The following is a 22,030-nucleotide window of genomic DNA, read 5'->3' as shown; positions in this document are numbered from 1 at the left end:
CCACCGGGATGAGAGCGAGCCGGGTGGAAGGTAGGGGCGGGCTGTGAGCGGGGAGGGGGAGATTTCGTGTGCCGTCCGCCGTCGGCCGACACAAGGTGACGCCGCTGCGACGGATTCGTCGAATGCGGGTGGGGTGTGCCTGGCGACGCCGTTCATTTTCCGCCCTTCGCGGCGCCGCCTTTCGTCCTTCTTGTTGGGCGCGATCGCTTGTGCGAGGGTGAGCGTCCCCGTCGGGAATCGGGAAAGGCGACGGCCGGCCCCGTTTTCCGGTCAGGTATGCACCAATCAGGCACCTGCTTTCCAGTGGACGCGCATTGCGCATGCCCGTCCTGCGCCTTGGAAGGAAATGCTTTCGTGCAATATCCCCACCCCCCACGTCCTCCTCATCCACCCCACCCCGGCCTGGTTCCGGGGGAGTCCGACCGCGCTCTCGTCGCCCGGCTGCGGGACACCGACGGCGGCCACCACGCCGTCGCCCTGCTGCTCGCCCGGCACTGGCGGGCGGCTCACGACTACGCGGCCATCTGCCTTGCCGGCTCCGGCAGTTCGGCGGCGATGGTGGCCACCGCCGCCTACCACCGGGTGCTGCGGCGGCTGGCCGGCGGAGCGGTCGGCGGCGCACTGCGCCCCCAGCTCCTCGTCGCCGTCCGGGACACCGTCCGCGCGTGGGCCGCCGACGACGCCGCATGTGTCGTCCTGCCGGAACTGCGCAGGCCCACCGGCGGTCGTGGACTGCGTGCGGCCAGGTCCATGACGTCCGAAAAGCGGCAACTCGCCGCGTGGGCATTCCAGGCCCTTCCCGGAGCCTTCCAATGCCTGCTGTGGCACACCGAGGTCGAGGGCGAACCCATAACCGTACCTGCCGGTCTGCTGGCGATGGACACCGATACCGCGACGGTCACGCTGGAGCGGGCCCGCGAGCAATTCCGGGCGAGCTGCTTGCGCGCCCACCGGGAACTCGCGCCCACCCGGGAATGCCGTTTCCACAACCGTCTCCTCGAGGCGCCCGCGCGCCGCGGCGGGGCTCTGCTGCCCGACGTCCGACGGCACCTGGGGGAGTGCCGGCACTGCCGCCACGGCGCCGAGCAGCTCGGCCTGTGCGAGGACGGCCTGCCGCTCCTGCTCGCCGAGAGCGTGCTCGGCTGGGGCGCCCGCCGCTACCTCGGCTCCCGGCCGGCCCGCGCCGCCTCCCCGGCCGGGCCGTGGGCCGCCGGGCGGGTCCGGGGCACGCCCGGCGGCCGCCACCGCACCCCGCCGGCCGATACGGACGAGGCGGGGCGCAGGCACCGGGCGTCCGTCGCCGTCGTCGTCGGCCTCACGTCCCTCGTCCTGCTCGCGACCGCGCTCGCCGTCATGGACCGGACCGACGACCACACCGCCCCCGGACCGCACGCCACCGTGTCCGGCCGGGGGCTCGTCGTCGTTCCGGGAACCGGCCTGGTCGTAGGGCCGTCGGCCGGCGGCTGACCTGCCACCGGGTCCGTGGGAGCCGCCCCGGGCCGGCTCCTGAACGAACCCGCCGACGGAACCGGGCGCCGCTCGTGGACGCCCCCCGGTTCGGGTCGAGCGGGTAGGCTTCCCGGGGGCGCGTCCTTGCGGGCGCCCCCGGGGAGCACGCACGGACGCGAAATCGGGGAGGAACCGGCGGTGCACGTCCAGGAATGGCTCGACACGGTACCCGCGGCCGCCGTCTACGCAGTGGTGGGCCTGGTCATCGGTCTGGAGAGCCTGGGCATCCCGCTGCCGGGGGAGATCGTGCTGGTCTCCGCCGCGCTCATGTCCTCCCAGCACGCGGGCATCGACCCGGTCGTCCTCGGCACCTGCGCCACCGTCGGCGCGGTGGTCGGCGACTCCATCGGCTATGCCATCGGCCGCAAGGGCGGCAGGCCGCTGCTCGCCTGGCTCGGGAGGAAGTTCCCCCGGCACTTCAGCGAGGGGCACGTCGCCACCGCCGAGCGGTCCTTCGAGAAGTGGGGCATGTGGGCCGTCTTCTTCGGCCGGTTCGTCGCCCTGCTGCGGATCTTCGCCGGCCCGCTCGCGGGCGTGCTGCGGATGCCGTACTGGAAGTTCCTCGTCGCCAACGTCCTCGGCGGCATCTGCTGGGCCGGCGGGACCACCGCCGTCATCTACTACGTCGGCGTGGTCGCCGAGTCCTGGCTGAAGAAGTTCTCCTGGCTGGGTCTGGTGGCGGCCGTGCTCATCGGGCTCACCTCGATGCTGGTGCTCAAGCGCAAGGCGAAGAAGGCACAGGCCGCCCCGCCGACGGCCGAGGAGCCGGAGCCGGTTCCCGCCGGCGAGTGAAGCCCGCACGGGTGAAGCCGCAGGGGTGAAACCCGCGCGGGCCCCTCTCCGCCCCCTGGTACGCACGTCTCCTCCCCTGCCCGCACACCGGTCGGAGCCCCGAGACCGCGCGCGGGCGCGCCCCTACGCGTGCACGTCGCGATGCGCCTTGGCCAGCTCCGCGTACATCGTGCCGTTCAGGGTGATCCCCTGGCGCTCCTCCTCCGTCAGCTCGCGCCGGACCTTGGCCGGCACCCCCGCCACGAGCGACCCCGGCGGCACCGTCATGCCCTGCGGGACCAGCGCCTGTGCGGCCACCAGCGACCCGGCGCCGATCACCGCGCCGTTGAGCACCGTCGCCCCCATGCCGATCAGGCAGTCGTCCTCGACGGTCGCGCCGTGCACGACGGCGTTGTGCCCGATCGAGACGCGCTCGCCGACGCTGACGGGGAAACCCGGGTCGGCGTGCAGGGTGCAGTTGTCCTGCACGTTGCTGCTCGCCCCGACAGCGATCCGCTCGACGTCGCCGCGCAGCACCGCGCCGTACCAGACGCTCGTGCCCGCGCCGAGCGCCACGTCACCGATCACCGTGGCCGTGGGCGCCACGAACGCCCCCCGATCGACCTGCGGCTCCCTGCCGCCGATGCCCGCGATCAGCGCCTCGTGCGTCATGCCGGTCCTCTCCCTCGTCCGGTCCTCCTGGGTGTACCGGCACCGTACGTCAACCGGTGGGGCGAAGATCACAGGCGTCCGGTCTCATGGGCGCGGCCCGCCCTGAGTACCGTGAGCGGGTGCCCAAGCGCAAGAACACGTTCTCATCATGGCGGCGCCGCCTCGCGCAGCGCGCCGTCCACGCGGGCTGGGCCTGGGTGCGGCGCGCGGGCTCGGTCTCGGCCGAACACCCCGGCCGGCTGCGCTTCGGCGCGATAGGCACGGGCACCGGACTCGCCTTCCCGCTCGGCACGGTCTTCGGTGAGCCCTGGATCCACCTCGGCTCCTACTGCATCATCGCCGAACAGGTCACCCTGACCGCCGGGCTGATGCCCGATCTCGACCTCGGCCCGGACCCCATCCTGCGCATCGGCGACGGCGTGGTCCTCGGCCGCGGCAGCCACGTCATCGCGGACACGACGGTCAGCATCGGCAACGACTGCTACTTCGGGCCGTACGTCTACGTCACCTCCACCAACCACTCCTACGACGACCCGCACCAGCCCATCGGCAGGCAGTGGCCGCGGATGGAGCCCGTGGAGATCGGCCCCGGGTGCTGGATCGGCACCGGCGCGGTGATCCTGCCGGGGGCGCGGATCGGGCGGAACGTGGTGGTGGCGGCCGGCGCCGTGGTCCGGGGCGAGGTGCCCGACCACGCGGTCGTCGCCGGGGCGCCCGCCCGGGTCGTACGCCGCTGGACGCCCGCCGAGGGATGGCAGCCGCCGCTGCGGACGCCGGCCCCGACGCCGATTCCAAAGGACGTCACCCCGGAGCAGCTTGCCGCGCTGGCGGAGCTGGACGAGGAGAGTCTGGCCCGGCCGGCCGCCCTCGACGAGCCGGCAGCCGCCGGACTCGCCGCGCCGGCCGCGCAGCCGGCCCCCCGGCTCGCGGAGGCCGAGGCCGAGGGCTGACCCAGGGCGTTTCGTCCGGGTCAGGTCGGATCAGGCCGCGGCAGCGAAGCCCCCTAGCCCGTCGCCAGCAGCAGAGTCCCCACCAGGGCCAGGCCCGCGCCCGCCGCCTGGATCGCGCGCAGCCGCTCGCTGAGGAAGCCGCGGGCGGCCAGGGCGGTGACCACCGGGTAGAGCGAGGCGAGGACCGCGGCCACGGTGACCGGGCCGTGCTGGGCGGCCACCGAGTAGGTGCCGTTGGCCGCGACGTCGGCGAGGCCGACGAAGGCCAGCGCCGGGAGCGAGGACCAGGGGAAGCCGCCCTCCGGCAGCGCGGGAGCGCCCCGCCGGGTGGAGAGCCACAGCGCCGCGCCCCCGGCGGCGACGTTCGTCACGCGCTGCACGAACAGCGCCAGGAAGAGTCCGGTGACCGTGGTGGACGCCTCGGCGATCAGCGCGAACACCATGCCGAAGCCGAGCGCGGCGACCAGCGTCAGCCCGATCGTCCGCCGCTCCACGGCGGCACCCCCGAGCCGCGGGCCGCCCGCCAGCACGACGCCCGCGACGGCCACCGCGATCCCCGCGACCTGCACGAGGGCGGGCCGCTCGCCGAGCACGAGGCCGACCCCGACGGGAACGGCCACGCTCAGCGTCGCGAGCGGCGAGACCACGCCCATCGGGCCGAGGGCCAGGGCCTTGTAGAAGGAGAGCATCGCCACCGGCCCGGCCAGGCCCGCGGCGACCGCGAACCACAGCCGCGGGCCGGCCTCGCTCCAGCCGCCCGTGGCGAGCACGATCGCGCCGAGCACCACCGCCGCGATCGTCTGGGAGACGACGACGACCGTGAGAGCAGGACTGCGCCGGGTGAGCAGGCCGCCGCCGAAGTCGGCCAGCCCCCACAGGAGGCTGGTGGCCAGGGCGAAGAATGCTGTCACGGCGTGCCTCGCAGTACAGTTCGGTGAACGATCGGGTGCACCCCACCGTAGTTCAATGCAGTGAACCTTGTCATCCATGATATTGGACGGAATGTGTCGGACCTCGACCTGCTGACCCAGTCCCTGGCGCGCAACGTCAAGCGCTGGCGCACCGAGCGCGGCTTCACCCTGGACACGCTCTCCGCCCGCGCCGGAGTCAGCCGCGGCATGCTCATCCAGATCGAGCAGGCCCGCACCAATCCCAGCCTCGGCACGGTCGTCAAGATCGGGGACGCGCTGGGGGTCAGCATCACCACCCTGCTCGACTACGAGCAGGGCCCGGAGGTCCGCATCGTCCCCGCCGACCAGGCCGTCCGGCTGTGGCACACCGACGCCGGCAGCTACAACCGGCTGCTCGCGGGCGTCGAGGCGCCCGGCCCGCTGGAGATGTGGGAGTGGCGCCTGATGCCGGGTGAGGGCAGCCCCTCCGACCCGCACCCGGCGGGCACGGTCGAACTGGTCCATGTCACCTCGGGGGAGCTGACGCTCACGGTCGACGGAGTGGAGTACCGCGTGCCGGAGGGCGCGAGCGCCTCCTTCGAGGCGAACACCCCGCACACGTACGCCAACACGGGTGCCGTGCCGGTGGGCATGATGATGACGGTGTCGGTCCCGCCCGTGCACTGAGACGCGCGGCCGGCCCGTCCCGCCGTGCTGTTAGCGTGCGGTCATGCGCGCTCCCCTCGGGAACTTCGACCACGCCGCCCCCGCTCCCGACCGCCTCGACGAACTGCCTCGCCCGGTCGCCGACGCCGTCCGCCACTGGCGTGGCAGCGTCCCCGCCGAGCAGATCGTCCACGTCGACACGGACCCCCGGTGGGCCGACACCGCCGTGTTCGTCGAGCACTACGGGCAGGACCTGCTGGAGCGGTCCGCGAACTGCGTGGTGGTCTCCGGCCGGCGGGGCGCCGAGACCCGCATGGCCGCGTGTGTCGTGCTGTCCACCACCCGCGTCGACGTCAACGGTGTCGTGCGCCGCCGACTGGACGCCCGCAAGGCGTCGTTCGCCGCGATGGACGTGGCCACGGGGCTGACCGGCATGGAGTACGGCGGCATCACCCCGATCGGGCTGCCCGAGGGCTGGCCGGTCCTGGTCGACCCGGCCGTCGTCGACCTGCCGTACGTCCTGGTCGGCAGCGGCCGACGCCGCGGCAAGCTGCTGGTGCCGGGCAAGGCGTTCGCGGAGCTGCCGGGGGCCGTGGTGCTGGAGGGGCTCGGAACCTGACCACGGCCGGGGCGTGGCGGGGCCAGGGCCCGGCGAGCCCGGGGTGGGCCGGCTCAGGTCGCCGTGTGGTGGGCCAGGGCCCGGTGCGGGTCGCCGGCGCCAGGGGCCGATGCCGGGTCGGCGTGCACCAGGGCCGCGGTGAGCCTCGGCACGGCGTGCAGCAGGGCGTGCTCGGCCTCGACGGCCACGTCGTGGGCCTGGCGCACCGTCACGTCGCCGTCCACGACGACCGCCACCTCGGCCCGCAGCCGGTGGCCGATCCAGCGCAGCCGCAGCTCGCCGACCCCGCGCACACCGGGCACCTCGCGCAGTGCCCGCTCGGCCCGGTCCACGAGGGCGGGGTCGACCGCGTCCATCATCCGCCGGAACACCTCACGCGCGGCATCCCGCAGCACCAGCGCGATCGCGGCCGTGATGGCCAGACCCACCAGCGGGTCGGCGAGATGCCACCCGAGCGCCGAGCCGCCCGCCCCGAGGAGCACGGCCAGTGACGTGAAGCCGTCCGTGCGCGCGTGCAGTCCGTCGGCGACCAGCGCGGCCGAGCCGATCGCGCGCCCCACGCGGATGCGGTGACGCGCCACCCACTCGTTGCCCGCGAAGCCGACCAGGGCGGCCGCGGCCACGGCGGGCAGGTGCTGGACCGGGCGCGGATCGAGGAGCCGTTCGACGGCCGCCCACGCCGCGAACACCGCCGACGCGGCGATCGTCAGCACGATCACCAGGCCGGCCAGGTCCTCGGCGCGACCGTAGCCGTAGGTGAAGCGGCGGGTCGCCGCGCGCCGGCCCACCACGAACGCGATGCCGAGCGGTACGGCGGTCAGTGCGTCCGCGGCGTTGTGCACCGTGTCGCCGAGCAGCGCCACGGAACCGGAGGCGACCACCACCAGGGCCTGCACCAGGGCGGTGGCACCGAGCACCGCGAGCGAGACCCACAGGGCCCGCATCCCCCGTGCCGAGGACTCCAGCGCGGAGTCGAGCTTGTCGGCGGTCTCGTGGGAGTGGGGGGTGAACAGGTGCGCGAGGCGGTGCCGGAGGGAGGCGGGGGCGGCGCCGTGGTCATGTCCGTGCTCGTGCCCGGGGCCGCCGTGGGCGTGGTGATGTCCGTGCGCGTGATCGTGCTCGCGGGGGTGGGCGTGGCTGTGGCCGCGTTCGTCCCGCCCGTGACCATGACCGCGGTGGCCGCCGGACGCCTGCTCGTCGCCGTGCTCGTGGTGGTGCCGGTCGCTCACGTGGTTCCCCTTCCGGTGCGCGGACAGTGGACGCTGGGCGTCCCTGACGTCATTATGTGCGTATGAGCGCACGCATGCACCTGTCACCTGCGCATGATGCGCACCCGCACCACCCGGGCGAGGAGCAGTTCACGCTCGCCGCGGAACTGCTCGCCCTGCTCGGCGACCGTACGCGGCTCGTCCTGCTGCACGCGCTGACGGGCGGGGAGGCGGACGTCACGACGCTCACGGAGGTGTGCGGTGCCGCGCGGCCCGCGGTCAGCCAGCACCTGGCGCGGCTGCGGCTGGCGGGACTGGTGACCACCCGCAAGGAGGGACGCCGGGTGGTCTACTCCCTGCGCGACGGCCATCTGCGCCGGCTGGTCGACGAGGCGCTCAGCGTCGCGGACCACCGCATCGGCGACCGGCCCGTGCACGACTGAGCCCGCCCGAGGGCGGACGGCGCCGCGATGGGGAGGCGTGCGTCACCCGAGCATGATCCCGAACATCATGACGGTGTCCCGTCAGCCGCAGCGCTGGGGCCGCGGCCGACGGGACACCGTTCGGGACCGGATCGGGGTCAGTGCGCGGGGGCGTCGGTGACGACGACCTCCTCGATGCTCCGCTCGATCGCCTCGGGCTTGGACGCGGTGGCCCGGGCCCAGTAGTAGACGGCGAGCGAGAAGGCCGCGACGACCACGATGTCCCACCACAGCGGGATGTTGCCCTGGCCGCCGAAGCCGCCCTGCCAGGAGATGAGGCCCATGCCCACCAGGTAGCCGGGCAGCCACTGCGCGGCCTTCCAGTCCATCAGGGGCGCGTCCGGCAGGTTCTTGCTGGTGGCGTACCAGGCGTAGCCGCCGAGCAGGACGTAGCCGAGGACGATGGCCACACCGAGCCGCCACAGGGTGTCCCAGCCGGCCCAGTAGATGATCAGGTTGGCGACCACGAAGGACAGCGGGGCCAGCACCTTGCCGGCCGGCAGGCGGTAGGGGCGCTCGTGGTTCGGCAGCTTGTCGGCGAAGACGCCGTAGGCCAGCGGGGCGCCGGCGTACATCAGGACGCTCGCCGAGGTGATGAAGCCGACCAGCTCCTGCCAGCTGGGGAAGGGCAGGAAGCAGACGATGCCGGTGACGAAGGAGATGATCAGGCCGAACCACGGCACGCCGCGGGAGTCGGTCTTCGCGAAGATCTTCGGGGCGTAGCCGTTCTTGGACAGGCCGTAGGAGACCCGGGAGGTGGCCGTGGTGTAGATGAGGCCGGTGCCGCCGGGGGAGATGACGGCGTCCAGGTAGAGCACCACGCTCAGCCAGCCGAGGCCGACCAGCGTCGCCAGACCCGCCCACGGGCCGCTGATGCCCGGGAAGTCGAGCTTGGCCCAGCCGTGCGCGAACGAGCTGTGCGGCAGCGCGGCGATGAAGACGACCTGGAGCAGGACGTAGATGACCGCGCCGATCGCGACCGAGCCGAGCGTGGCGCGGGGGAGGTCGCGCTTGGGGTCGCGGCTCTCGCCCGCGAGCTGGATCGCCTGCTCGAATCCGAGCAGCGCGAAGATGATGCCGCTGGAGCTGATGGCGCCGAGCACGCCCTTGGCGCCGAACGGGGCGAAGCCCTCGACGGTGAAGTTGTGCGGGTGGAAGTTGCCCACGGCGATGATGAAGATCGCGGCGAGCGGTACGGCGATCTTCCACCAGGTGGCCGCGCTGTTGGTGTGGGCCAGGACGCGCACACCCAGGAAGTTGACGGCGACGAAGAGGGCCATCAGGACGACCGCGACGATGAAACCGCTGGTCGTCAGTGTTCCGTCGGTGTGCTGGAAGCCCTTGGCGAAGTTCCAGTGAGCGGCGTAGCCGATCATGGCCTCGACCTCGATCGGCGCCACGGTCGCCGCCTGCAGCCAGGAGAACCAGCCGAACGACATTCCGGCCAGGCCGCCGAAGGCGTAGTGCGGGTAGCGGGCCGTGCCGCCCGCCACCGGGAACATGCCGCCGAGTTCGGCGTGCACGAGCGCCAGGAGGACGATCGCCACCGCACCGATCAACCACGAGATGATCGCTGCGGGTCCGGCCGTCACCACGGCCTTCTCGGCGCCGTAGAGCCAGCCGGAGCCGATGATGGATCCGACCGAGGCCCACATCAGCCCGATCAGTCCGACATCGCGCCGCAGGCTGCTTGTGTCCCGCGTGGTCTCACGCGTTACATGGTCCACTTTCACCATGTCAAGGGGCCTCTCACTATCTGGTCACCGAATTAACACTCAACGGCGGCTCAGAGTAGGAATCGAATCCGATTCACAGAAGGCCGTACTTCGAAATTTGCTCTTCCATGGGGACTTCTTTTGCGCTGCCTTTGCACAGGTCAGATGATGTGGCGGAATGTTTCTATTCAGTCGCGCTATGTGAGAAGAGGGTGACACAGGTCACGTCAGGCGTGGAATTTCGATGGCCGGGCACCGGTCCATCACCATGTCGAGGCCCGCGGCACGCGTGCGGGCGAAGGCGGCCCCGTCGACCACCCCGAGTTGGAACCACACGGCCTTCGCCCCCTTGGCCACCGCCTCGTCGGCGACCGGGCCGGCCAGCGAACTGTTGACGAAGACGTCGACGACGTCCACGTCGAAGGGGATGTCCGCGAGGGTGGCGTACCCGCGCTCGCCGTGCACGGTCTCCGCCCTCGGGTGGACGGGGACGATGCGCTTGCCGAACCGCTGCAGCACCGCGGCGACGCCGTACGCGGCGCGGTCGCGGTTCGACGACAGGCCCACCACGGCCCAGGTGTCGCCGAGTTCGGTCAGGATCCTGCGGATCGTCGCTGCGTCGCCGTGCACCACGGGTCTCCTCGGTCTCGGTCGGTCTCGAACGCTGTCGGCCGCTCCCGGGCGGAGCCACCGCCCGGTCAACAGCGGGCGCCCCCGGGCGATTCCCCGCCCGGCGGCAGCCCCGCGCCGCCCCGCGCGGAGGGGGCGCGCTGGTGCTGTCGTACCTCCCCGGGCCGGGTGGAAACCCGCCAACATGTCCGGACAGGGCGCGACATGCCTGCGCGCGGCCCCCCGCACGCCTACGCTCGGGCCGTGCTGCGCATCATCGACGCCCGAACAGGCGAGCCCGTGGAGGCCGCCCCCGCCCGCCGCGGCCTGACCCGTGTCGAGGCGCACGCGTCGGGCCTCGACGCCTCGGGGCTGCGTGTGCTGCTGGTCGCCGACCTCCTCGTCCGCGCCCTGGAACTGGGCGGCACGCCTGTGTGGGCGCTGCTGACCGGCGACCGGGAGCAGGCGGAACTGCGCGCCGCCGCCGCGGCCCTCGGCATCCGGCCCTTCGAGGACAGCCGCGACCTCGGCGCCGCGCTGGGCGAGGCGCAGGTCGTCCATGTCGTCAAGGAGGACGGCGCGGCGGCCGACGGCGTCCGGATCGCGGTCGCGCCCGTCGAAGCCGAGGCGCCGGTCGCCCCCGCGGCCGCCGGCGATGCCGCCGTGCTGCGCCTGGCGCTGCTCGCCCGCCGCCGCGAGTTGCCGCTGCGGCTCGACGCGGATGCGCTGGACGACGCCCGCCGCACCGTCGCCCGCTGGCGCCGCGCGGTCGCCGCCTGGGCGATGCGGCCCTCGCGGCCCATCCCCGAAGAGGTGCGCGGACGACTGCGCGGGGCGTGGGAGGACGACCTGGACGTGCCGGCCGTGCTGCGCGTGCTGGAATGGGTGGAGACCCGGCCGGACCTCGCGGACGGCGCCCGCTTCGAGACGTATGCCTACGCTGACCGCCTTCTGGGCCTCGACCTCACCCGCGACCTGGGGAGCATGCCGTGAGCGCTCGTGGGAAAGGGCGGCCACTGCGCCGCCTGGTGGTGCTGCGGCACGCCAAGTCCGCCTGGCCCGCGGGCGTCGCCGACCACGAGCGTCCGCTGGCGCCGCGCGGACGCCGGGACGCGTCCGCCGCCGGTCGCGCGCTCGCCGAGGCCGACTGGCTGCCCGACCTCGCGCTGTGTTCCACCGCCCGGCGCGCCCGCCAGACCTGGGACCTGGCCTCCGCCCAGTGGGGCACACCACCCCCGGTGCGGTTCGACCGGCGACTCTACGCCGCCGACGTGCCCGCCCTTCTGACGGCCGTGCGCGAGACGCCCCCCGAAGTCGGCACCCTGTTGCTGATCGGGCACAACCCGGGCCTGGAGGAACTGGTCCTCGACCTGGCCGGGGACGGCCTCGACGACACCCTCGACCGGCTCCGGGCGAAGTTCCCGACCTCGGCCGTCGCCGTCCTGGCCTGGCACGGCGCCGGCTGGCGGGCGATCGCCCCCGGCGCCACCCTGCTCACCGACCTGACCGTCCCCCGGGGCGCGAAGCACTGACGCACCGCCCGACCGCGCCCGGCCACCGGCGGCCGTACGAGGCGCCCGCCCACTGCGCGCACGCGCGTCGAGTGCCCTGGCCGGGCCCGCGCACCTGCGGCGGGGGCCGGCGCGGGCTGCGCATAGGCTGGCCGGATGCAGGACGAGTACCGCACCGTCGCCCGCACGGGCGTGCACGAGACCGAGGTCAGCCGTTCCCGCTTCCTGTGCGCCCTCGCCCCGGCGGCCACCGAGCGGGAGGCGCAGGACTTCGTCGCCGCCGTCCGCAAGGAGCACGCCGACGCCACCCACAACTGCTGGGCGTACGTCATCGGCGCCGACGCCTCGGTGCAGAAGGCCAGCGACGACGGCGAGCCCGGCGGCACCGCGGGCGTGCCCATGCTCCAGATGCTGCTGCGCCGCGACATGCGGTACGTCGTCGCCGTCGTCACCCGCTACTACGGCGGCGTCAAACTCGGCGCGGGCGGACTCATCCGCGCCTACGGCGGAGCGGTCGGCGAGGCCCTGGACACGCTGGGCACGGTCACCCGGCGCCGCTTCCGGCTGGCCACGGTGACCGTCGACCACCAGCGGGCCGGCAAGCTGCAGAACGACCTGCGGGCGACCGGACGCGCGGTGCGGGACGTGCGCTACGGCGAGGCGGTCACCCTAGAGATCGGCCTGCCGGACGCCGACGTGGACGCCTTCCGCGCCTGGCTGGCCGACGCCACCGCCGGGACGGCCGGCTTCGCACCGGGCGGGGAGGCCTACGGAGACGTGTGACAGGCCGGGCGAATCGGATGCAACGGGCTTATGCGTACGGCTCGTACGGCTCATGGCGGGCCGATACGGGAGTAACCGCCCGTGATGTCAGACCCGGCCGTTAGTCTTCGGGGATCATGAGGCTGCTGCACACTTCCGACTGGCACCTGGGCCGGGCGTTCCACCGGGTGAACATGCTCGACGCCCAGGCCGCGTTCATAGCGCACCTCGTCGCGACCGTGCGCGAGCGCGGCGTCGACGCCGTGGTCGTGTCGGGAGACGTCTACGACCGCGCGGTGCCCCCGCTGGCCGCGGTCGAACTGTTCGACGGCGCGCTGCACCGGCTCGCGGAGCTGGGAGTGCCCACGGTGATGATCTCCGGCAACCACGACTCGGGCCGCCGCCTCGGCGTCGGTGCCGGGCTGATCGACCGCGCGGGTATCCATCTGCGCACCGAGCCGTCGGCGTGCGCCACGCCCGTGGTCCTCGCGGACGCCTTCGGGGACGTGGCCTTCTACGGGCTGCCGTATCTCGAACCGGCCCTGGTCAAGGACGAGTTCGGGGTGGAGAAGGCAGGCCACGAGGCGGTCCTCGCCGCCGCCATGGACCGGGTCCGCGACGACCTCGCCGCCCGCGCGCCCGGCACGCGGTCCGTCGTCCTCGCGCACGCCTTCGTCACCGGCGGCGAGGCCAGCGACAGCGAGCGGGACATCACCGTCGGCGGAGTGGCGGCGGTGCCCGCAGGCGTCTTCGACGGCGTCGACTACGCGGCCCTCGGCCATCTGCACGGCTGCCAGACCATCACCGAGCGCGTCCGCTACTCGGGCTCCCCGCTGCCGTACTCCTTCTCGGAGGCCGGCCACCGCAAGACCATGTGGCTCGTCGACCTCGACGCGGACGGCTCCGTGACCGCCGAGCGGGTCGACTGCCCGGTCCCGCGGGCGCTGGCCCGGATCCGGGGCACGCTGGAGGACCTGCTCGCCGACGCCGGCCTCTCCGGACACCGGGAGGCGTGGGTCGAGGCGACCCTCACCGACCCGGTCCGCCCGGCCGAGCCCATGGCCCGCCTCACCGAGCGTTTCCCGTACACCCTCAGCCTCGTCTTCGACCCCGAACGCGCCCCGGACGACCCCGACGTCTCCTACGCCCGACGGCTCGCGGGACGCGGCGACCGGGAGATCGCGGAGGACTTCGTGGCCCACGTCCGGGGCGCCGGCCCCGACGAGCACGAACGGGCGGTGCTGCGCGAGGCCTTCGACGCGGTGCGCGCCGACGCGACGGTGCGGGAGGTGGCCCGGTGAGGCTCCACCGGCTCGACATCACCGCCTTCGGCCCCTTCGGGGGCGCGCAGACCGTCGACTTCGACGCGCTGTCCGCCGCCGGGCTGTTCCTGCTGCACGGACCCACCGGCGCGGGCAAGACGTCCGTGCTGGACGCCGTCTGCTACGCGCTGTACGGGGCCGTGCCGGGCGCCCGGCAGAGCGGACAGGGCACCACGCTGCGCAGCGACCACGCGGCGCCGGCCACCCGCACCGAGGTCAGCCTGGAACTGACCGTCGCCGGACGCCGGCTGGAGCTGACCCGTCAGCCGCCCTGGGAGCGCCCCAAGAAGCGCGGCACCGGCACCACGCTCGACAAGGCCCAGAGCCTGCTGCGCGAGTACGACCCCGCGCGCGGGGTCTGGAAGGACCTCAGCCGCTCCCACCAGGAGATCGGCGAGGAGATCACGCAGCTGCTCGGGATGAGCCGCGAGCAGTTCTGCCAGGTGGTACTGCTGCCGCAGGGCGACTTCGCCCGCTTCCTGCGCGCCGACGCCGAGGCCCGCGGCCGACTCCTCGGTCGGCTGTTCGACACCCACCGCTTCGCCGAGGTGGAGAAGCGCCTCGCCGAGCGCCGACGCACCACCGAGGCGCGGGTGCGCGAGGGCGACACGGCCCTGCTCGCCGACGCGCACCGCATGCAGCAGGCGGCGGGCGACGCCATGGAGCTGCCGGAGCTGGCGCCGGGCGAGCCCGGCCTGGCCGAGGCCGTCCTGACCGCGGCGGCCGTCGCCCGCAGCACCGCCCGCGAACAGCTGGCGGTCGCCCACAGCCGGCTCGCCGCCGCCGAGTCCGCGCAGTCCGCCGCCGAGCGCGCCCTGGACGCCGTACGCGAGGTGGCGCGGCTCCAGCGGCGGTTCGCCCAGGCACGGGAGGACGCCGCGCGTCTCGAGGAGCGGGCCGACGCCCACCGCGAGGCGCAGGCCCGGATGGAGCTGGGCCGCAAGGCCGAGAAGGTGGCGCCCGCGCTGGAGCTGCGGGAGGCAGCCGAGACCGAGCACCGGCGGGCGGCCGCCGCCGAGGCACGGGCGCGTGCCCTGTTGCCGGAGCGGCTCGCGGGCGAGGGCGCGGCCGGACTCGCGGCCGCGGCCCGCCGGGCCGCCGAGGAGCTGGGCGGGCTGGAGTCGGCCCGCCGCGCCGAGCGCCGTCTCACCGGCCTCGTGGCCGAACGGGCCGACGCCGACCGGCAGGAACGCGCCGACGAGGACGTGCTCCAGGAGTCCGGGACCTGGCTCGCGGCGTGGGACACCACCCGCGCGGGACTCCAGGCCCGTATCGAATCCGCCCAGGAGGCGGCCACCCGTGCCGAGCAGCTCGCCGTGCGCCGCGAACCCGCGCAGGCCCGCCTGAAGGCCGCCCGGCTGCGCGACCGGCTCGCCGGGGACACCGACGACGCCCGGCGGCGGGCCCACGCCTCCGGGGAGCGTGCCCTGCGGGCCAAGGCGCACTGGCTGGAGCTGAAGGAACAGCGCCTGAACGGCATCGCCGCCGAACTGGCCGGAAACCTGGTCGACGGCGAACCCTGCGCCGTCTGCGGCGCCACCGCCCACCCCGCGCCCGCCCGCAAGGTCGCCGGGCACGTCGACCGCGAGGCGGAGGAACGGGCGCTCGCCGCCCACCAGGAGGCCGACGAACGGCGCGCCGAGGACGAACGGCGCCTGGGCGCTGTACGGGAGGCGCTGGCCGCCGCCACCGCGGAGGCCGGTGACACGCCGGCCGCGCGGCTCGCCGAGGAAGCCGCCGAGCTGGAGCGGCAGCTCGCCGAGGCCCGCCGGGACGCCTCCGCGTTGCACCCGGCGCGCGAGGAGCTGCGCGCCGCCGAGGAGGAACGCGAGCGGCGGCTGGCCGACCGCCGGCAGGCCGAGGTCCGGTCCGCCGCCCGGCTGACCCGCCGGGACGCCCTGGACCGCGAGGAGGCCGCGCTGGAGGAGGAACTGGCGCAGGCACGGGGCGGCGCCGGCAGCGTGGCCGAGCGCGCCGCGCACCTGGAGCGGCGGACGGCGCTGCTCACCGACGCCGCCGACGCGGCCCGCGCCGCGGAGGAGAGCGCCGAGCGGCTCAAGGACGCCGACGGGCGGCTCGCCGAGGCCGCCTTCCGGGCCGGCTTCGACACCCCGCGGGCCGCGGCGGCCGCCCTCCTCGACGACGCGGCCCACCGCGAACTGCAACGACGCCTGGACGCCCGGCAGTCGGAGGAGGCCGCCGTACGCGCCGTCCTCGCCGAGGCCGACACCGCGGCCGCCGCCCAGCAGCCGCCCGCCGACCTCGCCGCGGCCGAACGCGCCGCCGCGGAAGCGGCCCGGCGCCTGCGGGAGGCCGCCTCCGCGCGGGACGCCGCCTCCCGGCGCTGCGCCGAACTCGACCGGCTCTCCCGACAGGCCGCCGCCGGGACGCGACGGCTGGCCCCGCTGCGCGAGGAGTACGACCGGGTGGCCCGGCTGGCCTCCCTCACCGCCGGCACCGCGGCCGACAACGGGCGCAAGATGCGACTGGAGTCGTACGTCCTCGCGGCCCGCCTGGAACAGGTGGCCGCCGCCGCGACCGTGCGGCTGCGGCGGATGTCGTCCGGCCGCTACACCCTGGTGCACTCCGACGACCGGGCCGGCCGCGGCCGCAGCGGTCTCGGCCTGCACGTCGTCGACGCCTGGACCGGACGGGAGCGGGACACCGCGACCCTGTCCGGGGGCGAGACCTTCTTCGCCTCCCTCGCCCTCGCCCTGGGCCTCGCGGACGTCGTCACCGACGAGGCCGGCGGGGTGCGTCTGGACACGCTCTTCATCGACGAGGGGTTCGGCAGCCTCGACGACCAGACCCTCGACGAGGTCCTCGACGTGCTCGACTCCCTGCGCGAGCGCGACCGCAGCGTCGGCATCGTGAGCCATGTCGCCGACCTGCGGCGGCGGATCCACGCCCAGCTGGAGGTCGTCAAGGGCAGATCGGGGTCGGCGGTGCGGCAGCGGGGCGTGGACTGAGCCCGCCTGGCCGCCGCGACCCGGTGCCGCACCGAGGGGCGGCCGGCCGCCGGCCGCCCCTCCCGCTCACAGCCGCGCCAGCTCGTCGACCAGGTCGTCCAGCCCGAGGGAACCCTGGGACAGGGCCGCCATGTGCCAGGACTTCAGGTCGAAGGAGTCGCCGTGCCGCTGCCGGGCCCTCTCGCGGCCCAGCAGCCAGGCCCGCTCGCCGAGCTTGTAGCCGATGGCCTGGCCCGGGATCGTCAGATAGCGGGTCAGCTCGCTCTCCACGAAGTCCGCCGGGCGGCTGCTGTGCGCGCCGAAGAACTCCTGGGCCAGCTCGGGCGTCCAGCGCTCGCCCGGGTGGAAGGGCGAGTCGGCCGGGATCTCCAGCTCCAGGTGCATGCCGATGTCGACGATGACACGGGCGGCCCGCATCATCTGCGCGTCCAGGTAGCCGAGCCGGTGCTCCGGGTCGGTCAGGAAGCCCAGCTCGTCCATCAGGCGCTCCGCGTACAGCGCCCAGCCCTCCGCGTTGGCGCTGACCATGCCGATGGTGGCCTGGTAGCGGGAGAGGTCCTGGGCCACGTGCGCCCACTGCGCGAGCTGGAGATGGTGACCGGGGACCCCCTCGTGGTACCAGGTCGAGACCAGGTCGTAGGCCGGGAAGCGGGTCTGGCCCATCGTCGGCAGCCAGGTGCGGCCGGGGCGCGAGAAGTCCTCCGACGGCTGTGTGTAGTACGGTGCCGCCGCGCTGCCGGGCGGGGCGATGCACGACTCCACCCTCCGTACCCGCTCGGCGAGTTCGAAGTGTGTGCCGTCCAGCTCGGCTATGGCCCGGTCCATCAGGTCCTGCAGCCACTGCCGGACCTCGTCCACGCCCTCGATGTGGGTGCCGTGCTCGTCGAGGTGCGCGAGCGCCACCCACGGCGTCTCGGCGCCGGGCAGGATCTTCTCCGCCTCCTGCCGCATCTCGCCGAGGATGCGGTGGAACTCCGCCCAGCCGTACGCGTACGCCTCGTCCAGGTCCAGATCCGTGCCGTTGAAGTATCGCGCGAAGCGGGCGTAGCGCTCGCGGCCCGCCGTGTTCGGGGCGCCCTCGACGGCCGGCGCGTAGACGTCGCGCATCCAGTCGCGCAGCTCCACCACGGCGGCGGTCGCGGCGCGGGCCCCCTCGTCCAGCTCCGCGCGCAGGGAGTCCGGGCCCTTCGAGGCGAAGTCCTCGAACCAGCCGTGGCCCTTGCCGTCGGTGTCCGACCACTCGGTGAGCTGTTCGACGAAGGTGGCCGTGGGGCGCGGGCCCGCGAACAGCTTGCGCTCCAGGCCCAGCGTCAGGGAGGCACGGTATCCCGCCAGCGCGGCCGGAACCGCGCGCAGCCGCTCGGCGATCGCCGCCCAGTCCTCGTCCGTCTCTGTCGGCGTGACCGTGAACACCTCACGGACGCTGTGCGCGGGTGTGGCCATGTTGCCGACGGCGCGCAGGTCCTCGTCGGCCTCGCGCACGGCGAGATCCGCGGTGAGGCGCTCGCGCAGCAGGCGGGCGCACCGGCGCTCCACGTCGCTGTCCGCGCCGGGCCGCCGCTCGGCCTCGTCGAGCCGGGCGAGCGTGGTGCGCGCCAGCTCGGCGAGCGCCTGCTGGCCCGCGGGCGAGAGGTCGGGCAGCCGGCTGGAGCTCTCCTTCACGCCGAGATACGTACCGGTGACCGGGTCGAGGGCGATGAGTTCGTCGACGTAGGCGTCGGCGACCTGTCGGGGCAGCGGGCTCTTGGTCTCTGACATGCGGACCATCCTGGTACGGGGACACGGTCCATGTCAGTCCCGTTTTCCGCTCGTGGGGCTGTCAGCGGTCCGATTTCGCCGAGGGCGTGGCCGCCTCCGCGCCGGGCGGCAGCAGCGGGCCGCAGTCCCACTGCTGGAAGATCAACCGCGTTTCCACCCGGGCGACTTCGCGCCGGGCCGTGAACTCGTCCAGGACCAGCCGCTGCAGATCCGCCATGTCCGCGACCGTGACATGGACGAGGTAGTCGTCGGGCCCGGTCAGATGGAAGACGGTCCGCGCCTCCGGAAGCGCCCGTATCCGCTCCACGAACGGCCCGACCAGTTCCCGCCGGTGCGGCCTGACCTGCACGGACAGCAGGGCCTGCAGCCCGCGGCCCAGCTTCGCCGGATCCAGCCGCAGCTGGTGGCCGAGGATCACCCCCGAGCGGCGCAGCCGCGTCACCCGGTCCAGGCAGGTCGACGGCGCCACCCCGACCTGGGCGGCGAGATCGCGGTAGGTCGCCCGGGCGTCGTTCTGCAGCAGCCGCAGCAGATGGAGGTCCACCGGATCCAGTACGACAGATTCAGCCATTGGCCGAACGTAACACGGTCCCCGGCACCGACGCCCCGGCCGGTGTTCACCCTTCCGCCCATGGACTCAGCGAGCACGCACGCGTACGACGTCGTACGCACCGCACCCAGGGCTCTGGCCACCGAGGCCGTGCACGCCGGACGTGACGACCTCGCCCGGCAGGGGCTGCACGCCCCGCCGATCGACCTGTCCACCACCTATCCCTCCTACGACAGCCGTGCGGAGGCCGCCCGCATCGACGCGTTCGCCACGGACGGCGCCGACCCGGAGGGCCCGCCGATATACGGGCGGCTCGGCAACCCGACCGTCGCCCGCTTCGAGACCGCCCTGGCCCGGCTGGAGGGCACCGAGGCCTCCGTCGCCTTCGCCAGCGGCATGGCCGCGCTCAGCGCCGTGCTGCTCGCCCGGTCCGCCATGGGCCTGCGACACGTGGTCGCCGTGCGCCCCCTGTACGGCTGCAGCGACCACCTGCTCACCGCCGGGCTGCTCGGCACCGAGGTGACCTGGACGGATCCCGCCGGGATCACCGACGCGCTGCGGCCGGACACCGGGCTGGTCATGGTCGAGTCCCCGGCCAACCCGACGCTCGCCGAGGTCGATCTGCGGGCCGTCGCCCACGCCTGCGGCTCCGTGCCGCTCCTCGCCGACAACACCTTCGCCACGCCCGTGCTGCAGCGTCCGGCCGAGCAGGGCGCGCGGCTGGTGCTGCACAGTGCCACCAAGTACCTGGGCGGGCACGGTGACGTGATGGCGGGCGTGGTGGCCTGCGACGAGGAGTTCGCCGGGCGGCTGCGGCAGGTGCGGTTCGCCACGGGGGGCGTGCTGCACCCGCTGGCCGGCTATCTGCTGCTGCGCGGCCTGTCCACGCTGCCGGTGCGGGTCCGGGCCGCGTCCGCCACGGCCGCGGAACTGGCGGCGCGGCTGGCGGCCGACCCGCGGGTCGCCCGCGTCCACTACCCGCGCATCGGCGGCGCGATGATCGCCTTCGAGGTGCACGACGACCCGCACGCCGTCATCGCCGGGGTCCGTCTGGTCACCCCGGCCGTCAGCCTCGGCAGCGTCGACACCCTCATCCAGCACCCGGCGTCCATCAGCCACCGCATCGTGGACGCGGACGACCGGCGGGGCGCCGGGGTGAGTGACCGGCTGCTGCGGATGTCGGTGGGGCTGGAGGACGTCGAGGACCTCTGGGCCGACCTGGACCGGGCCCTGGGGGAGCGGCCTCCGGCGCCGGGGGCGCGCAGGGAGCTGCGCGAGGCGCTGGCAGAGACGGGTTCCGCGAGCCCGGCCGTCTGAGGCCGGTTGCGTGGGCCCGGCGCGGTGAGTCCGGCGCGGTGAGTCCGACTCTTGGAGGCGGTCTTGTGATACCGGCTCCGTAAAGACCGGCTCCGTGGGCGCGGGTCGCGTGGGACGCGTTCCGGGAGACCGGCTCCTTGGGGTCCGGCCCGGCCCCGGAACGGAGCAGGGCCCGGCGGGACTCCCGCCGGGCCTTACTCCGGGTCCGTGAGCCGCCGTCAGTCCCGCACGCCGGGCCCGCCGTACTCCTGCTGCCTGCCGCCGTGGGACGGCAGCGAGGTCACCGGGGCCGCCTCCAGCCGGGCCGTGATGACCAGAGTGCCCTCCTCGATCTGGTAGTCGAGCGGGAGACCCAGGCCGCGCATGGCGGCGACCATGCCGGTGTTCGACGCCTGCGTCACGGCGTACACGCTCTCGCAGCCCGCCTCGACGGCCAGGGCCACCAGCCGGCGCAACAGTTCGGCGCCGATGCCGCGCCGCTGCCACTCGTCCTCGACGAGCAGCGCGACCTCTGTCTCGTCGCCGTCCCACAGCAGATGGCCGAGGCCGACGATGCGCCCGGACGCGGTCCGCACCGCGAGCGTCCGCCCGAACCTCGGGCTGAGCAGGTGGTGCAGATAGCGGTCCGCGTCACCGACCGGACCGTGGTAGCGCATGTTCAGCGTCCGTGCCGAGCACCGCTCGTGCATGGCGCGGGCCGCCGGCAGGTCGCCGGTGTCGGCGCGGCGCACCGTGATGGCGTTGCCCTCCGGCAGCGTCAGCACGTCCTGGCTGCGCGGGATGCGCGGCCCGAGCCGGGCGTCCAGTTCCACCAGGGCCCGCGCCCGGGCGAACTCCGTGGGCGTGAACGGCAGATACGGCCGCTCCACGGTGATCACTCCGCCTTCGGGCGCCCGCAGCCGCATCACAGTGCCCTCCAGCGCGCCCCCGACCGGCACCCCCTCGGGACCGCGGCCACCGGTCGGCGGCCGACCGGGCAGCGAGCGGATCGTGCACCGTCCCAGCAACTGACGCAGTGCCAGGGGGAGTTCCGCCGCGTCCAGGGCCGTCCGCGCGGCGAGCCCGAGGACCCGGGTGGGCGCGTCCACCAGATCGTGCGGGTCGGCCCGCTCGATCCAGGTGTCGCTGCCGCCGGCGAGCGTGACCGCCCGGGCGATACCGGCGGCCTCGACGTCGCCGGGGGCGCGCAGCAGGAACTCGTCCACCGTGCCCTCGGCCAGCGGATGCGTCTGCAGGCTGAGGATGTCGACCCGGTGGGCGGCCAGTGCGGCGCACAGCGCGGCCAGTGACCCCGGCTCGTCCTTCACCGTCGTCCGCATCCGCCACAGGGTGCTCGCGGCCGCCGCCCCGGGCAGCCCCGGGGCGGTGGCCGAGGGCCCGGCCTGGCCCCGCCGCTGGGCGGGCGGCCGGGCACCGGTATGCTCCGCCGGCGGCGCGTGCCCGTGGCGCCGTGCCCACCAGGTGTGGAACGCGGCCGTCGCGACCAGCGCCATCGCCGAGATCACCAGCAGGGCCGGGCCGTCCGGTCCGTGGCCGATCAGATTCGCCACCGCGTCCGCGACCGCCACGGCCGTGAAGAGTGCGGCGAGTTCTATGACGTCCCGCCGCCAGTGGTGCACCGGGCGACCGTGCTTCGCACGCGTCACATCAGAGAGTTCACGAGTCATGCATCCACTGTGAAGGAATGGTGTTGCGTGATCACGAACGCTTTGTGACTGATGGGTAAAGCGTGCTTCTGTGCTTTTTTGCC

20 protein-coding genes are annotated in these 22,030 nt (G+C 74.2%); 12 read left to right on the top strand and 8 right to left on the bottom strand.

Annotated features, from left to right (window positions below):
• Window positions 1–354: 354 nt before the first annotated feature.
• Together ACF1A5_RS15885 and ACF1A5_RS15880 are read left to right on the top strand one after the other, a co-directional pair.
• Window positions 355–1,467 carry a hypothetical protein gene (locus ACF1A5_RS15885; protein WP_392193429.1) on the top strand — a complete coding sequence of 371 codons (1,113 nt, stop codon included), beginning with the start codon at window positions 355–357 and terminating at the stop codon, window positions 1,465–1,467.
• Between the two features lie 180 nt (window positions 1,468–1,647).
• A complete protein-coding gene (locus ACF1A5_RS15880; RefSeq protein ID WP_392193428.1) occupies window positions 1,648–2,301 on the top strand; it encodes a DedA family protein in 654 nt (217 codons plus the stop codon).
• A gap of 123 nt (window positions 2,302–2,424) precedes the next feature.
• Here ACF1A5_RS15880 and ACF1A5_RS15875 read toward each other — a convergent pair whose 3' ends face one another.
• Window positions 2,425–2,952, bottom strand: coding sequence for a gamma carbonic anhydrase family protein (locus tag ACF1A5_RS15875; protein ID WP_392193427.1), 528 nt, complete (start codon window positions 2,950–2,952; stop codon window positions 2,425–2,427).
• A 119-nt stretch (window positions 2,953–3,071) separates the two neighbouring features.
• Here ACF1A5_RS15875 and ACF1A5_RS15870 point away from each other — a divergent pair, with 119 nt between their 5' ends.
• Window positions 3,072–3,902 (top strand): acyltransferase, encoded by an 831-nt coding sequence (locus ACF1A5_RS15870; protein WP_392193426.1) that lies wholly within the window; start codon window positions 3,072–3,074, stop codon window positions 3,900–3,902.
• Window positions 3,903–3,955: 53 nt separating this feature from the next.
• On the opposite strand, the gene ACF1A5_RS15865 is transcribed toward ACF1A5_RS15870, so the two are convergent.
• On the bottom strand, window positions 3,956–4,813 hold the full coding sequence (locus ACF1A5_RS15865) for an EamA family transporter (protein ID WP_392193425.1): 858 nt from the start codon (window positions 4,811–4,813) through the stop codon (window positions 3,956–3,958).
• A gap of 93 nt (window positions 4,814–4,906) precedes the next feature.
• Here ACF1A5_RS15865 and ACF1A5_RS15860 point away from each other — a divergent pair, with 93 nt between their 5' ends.
• The gene (locus tag ACF1A5_RS15860; RefSeq protein WP_392193424.1) at window positions 4,907–5,479 is read left to right on the top strand and encodes a helix-turn-helix domain-containing protein; all 573 of its coding nucleotides are present in this window, start codon (window positions 4,907–4,909) and stop codon (window positions 5,477–5,479) included.
• A gap of 43 nt (window positions 5,480–5,522) precedes the next feature.
• Window positions 5,523–6,077: a YbaK/EbsC family protein gene (locus ACF1A5_RS15855; protein WP_392193423.1), complete on the top strand. Its 555-nt coding sequence runs from the start codon at window positions 5,523–5,525 to the stop codon at window positions 6,075–6,077.
• A gap of 53 nt (window positions 6,078–6,130) precedes the next feature.
• Here the strand turns inward: ACF1A5_RS15855 and ACF1A5_RS15850 are convergent, their stop codons facing one another.
• Window positions 6,131–7,306, bottom strand: a complete 1,176-nt coding sequence (locus ACF1A5_RS15850) for a cation diffusion facilitator family transporter (protein ID WP_392193422.1) — start codon at window positions 7,304–7,306, stop codon at window positions 6,131–6,133.
• Between the two features lie 62 nt (window positions 7,307–7,368).
• On the opposite strand from ACF1A5_RS15850, the gene ACF1A5_RS15845 reads away from it, so the two are divergent.
• Entirely contained in the window at window positions 7,369–7,728 is a 360-nt protein-coding gene (locus ACF1A5_RS15845) for an ArsR/SmtB family transcription factor (RefSeq protein ID WP_392193421.1), read from the top strand.
• 137 nt (window positions 7,729–7,865) lie between these two features.
• Here ACF1A5_RS15845 and ACF1A5_RS15840 read toward each other — a convergent pair whose 3' ends face one another.
• Window positions 7,866–9,494, bottom strand: coding sequence for an APC family permease (locus ACF1A5_RS15840; protein ID WP_392193420.1), 1,629 nt, complete (start codon window positions 9,492–9,494; stop codon window positions 7,866–7,868).
• 210 nt (window positions 9,495–9,704) lie between these two features.
• Complete coding sequence (locus tag ACF1A5_RS15835) at window positions 9,705–10,112, bottom strand: CoA-binding protein (RefSeq protein WP_392193419.1); 408 nt, start codon at window positions 10,110–10,112, stop codon at window positions 9,705–9,707.
• Window positions 10,113–10,316: 204 nt separating this feature from the next.
• Between ACF1A5_RS15835 and ACF1A5_RS15830 the strand changes: the two genes are divergently transcribed.
• The 5 genes from ACF1A5_RS15830 (at window position 10,317) to ACF1A5_RS15810 (ending at window position 16,655) form a co-directional block, all read left to right on the top strand.
• On the top strand, window positions 10,317–11,084 hold the full coding sequence (locus tag ACF1A5_RS15830) for a hypothetical protein (protein WP_392193418.1): 768 nt from the start codon (window positions 10,317–10,319) through the stop codon (window positions 11,082–11,084).
• Window positions 11,081–11,623, top strand: coding sequence for a SixA phosphatase family protein (locus ACF1A5_RS15825; protein WP_392193417.1), 543 nt, complete (start codon window positions 11,081–11,083; stop codon window positions 11,621–11,623). The genes ACF1A5_RS15830 and ACF1A5_RS15825 overlap by 4 nt, the downstream gene beginning before the upstream one ends.
• A gap of 135 nt (window positions 11,624–11,758) precedes the next feature.
• The gene (locus ACF1A5_RS15820) at window positions 11,759–12,385 is read left to right on the top strand and encodes a YigZ family protein (protein WP_392193416.1); all 627 of its coding nucleotides are present in this window, start codon (window positions 11,759–11,761) and stop codon (window positions 12,383–12,385) included.
• Between the two features lie 116 nt (window positions 12,386–12,501).
• On the top strand, window positions 12,502–13,665 hold the full coding sequence (locus ACF1A5_RS15815) for an exonuclease SbcCD subunit D (protein WP_392193415.1): 1,164 nt from the start codon (window positions 12,502–12,504) through the stop codon (window positions 13,663–13,665).
• Window positions 13,662–16,655: an AAA family ATPase gene (locus ACF1A5_RS15810; RefSeq protein WP_392193414.1), complete on the top strand. Its 2,994-nt coding sequence runs from the start codon at window positions 13,662–13,664 to the stop codon at window positions 16,653–16,655. The genes ACF1A5_RS15815 and ACF1A5_RS15810 overlap by 4 nt, the downstream gene beginning before the upstream one ends.
• Window positions 16,656–16,721: 66 nt before the next feature.
• Here ACF1A5_RS15810 and ACF1A5_RS15805 read toward each other — a convergent pair whose 3' ends face one another.
• Together ACF1A5_RS15805 and ACF1A5_RS15800 are read right to left on the bottom strand one after the other, a co-directional pair.
• Window positions 16,722–18,413, bottom strand: a complete 1,692-nt coding sequence (locus ACF1A5_RS15805) for a DUF885 domain-containing protein (RefSeq protein WP_392193413.1) — start codon at window positions 18,411–18,413, stop codon at window positions 16,722–16,724.
• A 61-nt stretch (window positions 18,414–18,474) separates the two neighbouring features.
• Window positions 18,475–18,984, bottom strand: a complete 510-nt coding sequence (locus ACF1A5_RS15800; protein ID WP_356192721.1) for an Lrp/AsnC family transcriptional regulator — start codon at window positions 18,982–18,984, stop codon at window positions 18,475–18,477.
• Window positions 18,985–19,044: 60 nt separating this feature from the next.
• Here ACF1A5_RS15800 and ACF1A5_RS15795 point away from each other — a divergent pair, with 60 nt between their 5' ends.
• On the top strand, window positions 19,045–20,280 hold the full coding sequence (locus ACF1A5_RS15795) for a trans-sulfuration enzyme family protein (protein ID WP_392193412.1): 1,236 nt from the start codon (window positions 19,045–19,047) through the stop codon (window positions 20,278–20,280).
• A 218-nt stretch (window positions 20,281–20,498) separates the two neighbouring features.
• On the opposite strand, the gene ACF1A5_RS15790 is transcribed toward ACF1A5_RS15795, so the two are convergent.
• Window positions 20,499–21,947 carry a GNAT family N-acetyltransferase gene (locus tag ACF1A5_RS15790; protein WP_392193411.1) on the bottom strand — a complete coding sequence of 483 codons (1,449 nt, stop codon included), beginning with the start codon at window positions 21,945–21,947 and terminating at the stop codon, window positions 20,499–20,501.
• Window positions 21,948–22,030: the final 83 nt, after the last annotated feature.

Source organism: Streptomyces sp. NPDC014864 (genome assembly GCF_043081525.1).
In the GTDB taxonomy this organism is placed as follows: Bacteria; Actinomycetota; Actinomycetes; order Streptomycetales; family Streptomycetaceae; genus Streptomyces.
This window is presented reverse-complemented; position numbering and strand designations above follow the sequence as displayed.

What these genes read in the sequence shown, in the direction of transcription:
- ACF1A5_RS15815 (WP_392193415.1), top strand. Translation starts at nt 12,502, where the DNA reads ATGAGGCTGCTGCACACTTCCGACTGGCACCTGGGCCGGGCGTTCCAC.
- ACF1A5_RS15820 (WP_392193416.1), top strand. Translation starts at nt 11,759, where the DNA reads ATGCAGGACGAGTACCGCACCGTCGCCCGCACGGGCGTGCACGAGACC.
- ACF1A5_RS15845 (WP_392193421.1), top strand. Translation starts at nt 7,369, where the DNA reads ATGAGCGCACGCATGCACCTGTCACCTGCGCATGATGCGCACCCGCAC.
- ACF1A5_RS15830 (WP_392193418.1), top strand. Translation starts at nt 10,317, where the DNA reads ATGCCTGCGCGCGGCCCCCCGCACGCCTACGCTCGGGCCGTGCTGCGC.
- ACF1A5_RS15855 (WP_392193423.1), top strand. Translation starts at nt 5,523, where the DNA reads ATGCGCGCTCCCCTCGGGAACTTCGACCACGCCGCCCCCGCTCCCGAC.
- ACF1A5_RS15875 (WP_392193427.1), bottom strand. Translation starts at nt 2,952, where the DNA reads ATGACGCACGAGGCGCTGATCGCGGGCATCGGCGGCAGGGAGCCGCAG.
- ACF1A5_RS15800 (WP_356192721.1), bottom strand. Translation starts at nt 18,984, where the DNA reads ATGGCTGAATCTGTCGTACTGGATCCGGTGGACCTCCATCTGCTGCGG.
- ACF1A5_RS15795 (WP_392193412.1), top strand. Translation starts at nt 19,045, where the DNA reads ATGGACTCAGCGAGCACGCACGCGTACGACGTCGTACGCACCGCACCC.
- ACF1A5_RS15790 (WP_392193411.1), bottom strand. Translation starts at nt 21,947, where the DNA reads ATGACTCGTGAACTCTCTGATGTGACGCGTGCGAAGCACGGTCGCCCG.
- ACF1A5_RS15805 (WP_392193413.1), bottom strand. Translation starts at nt 18,413, where the DNA reads ATGTCAGAGACCAAGAGCCCGCTGCCCCGACAGGTCGCCGACGCCTAC.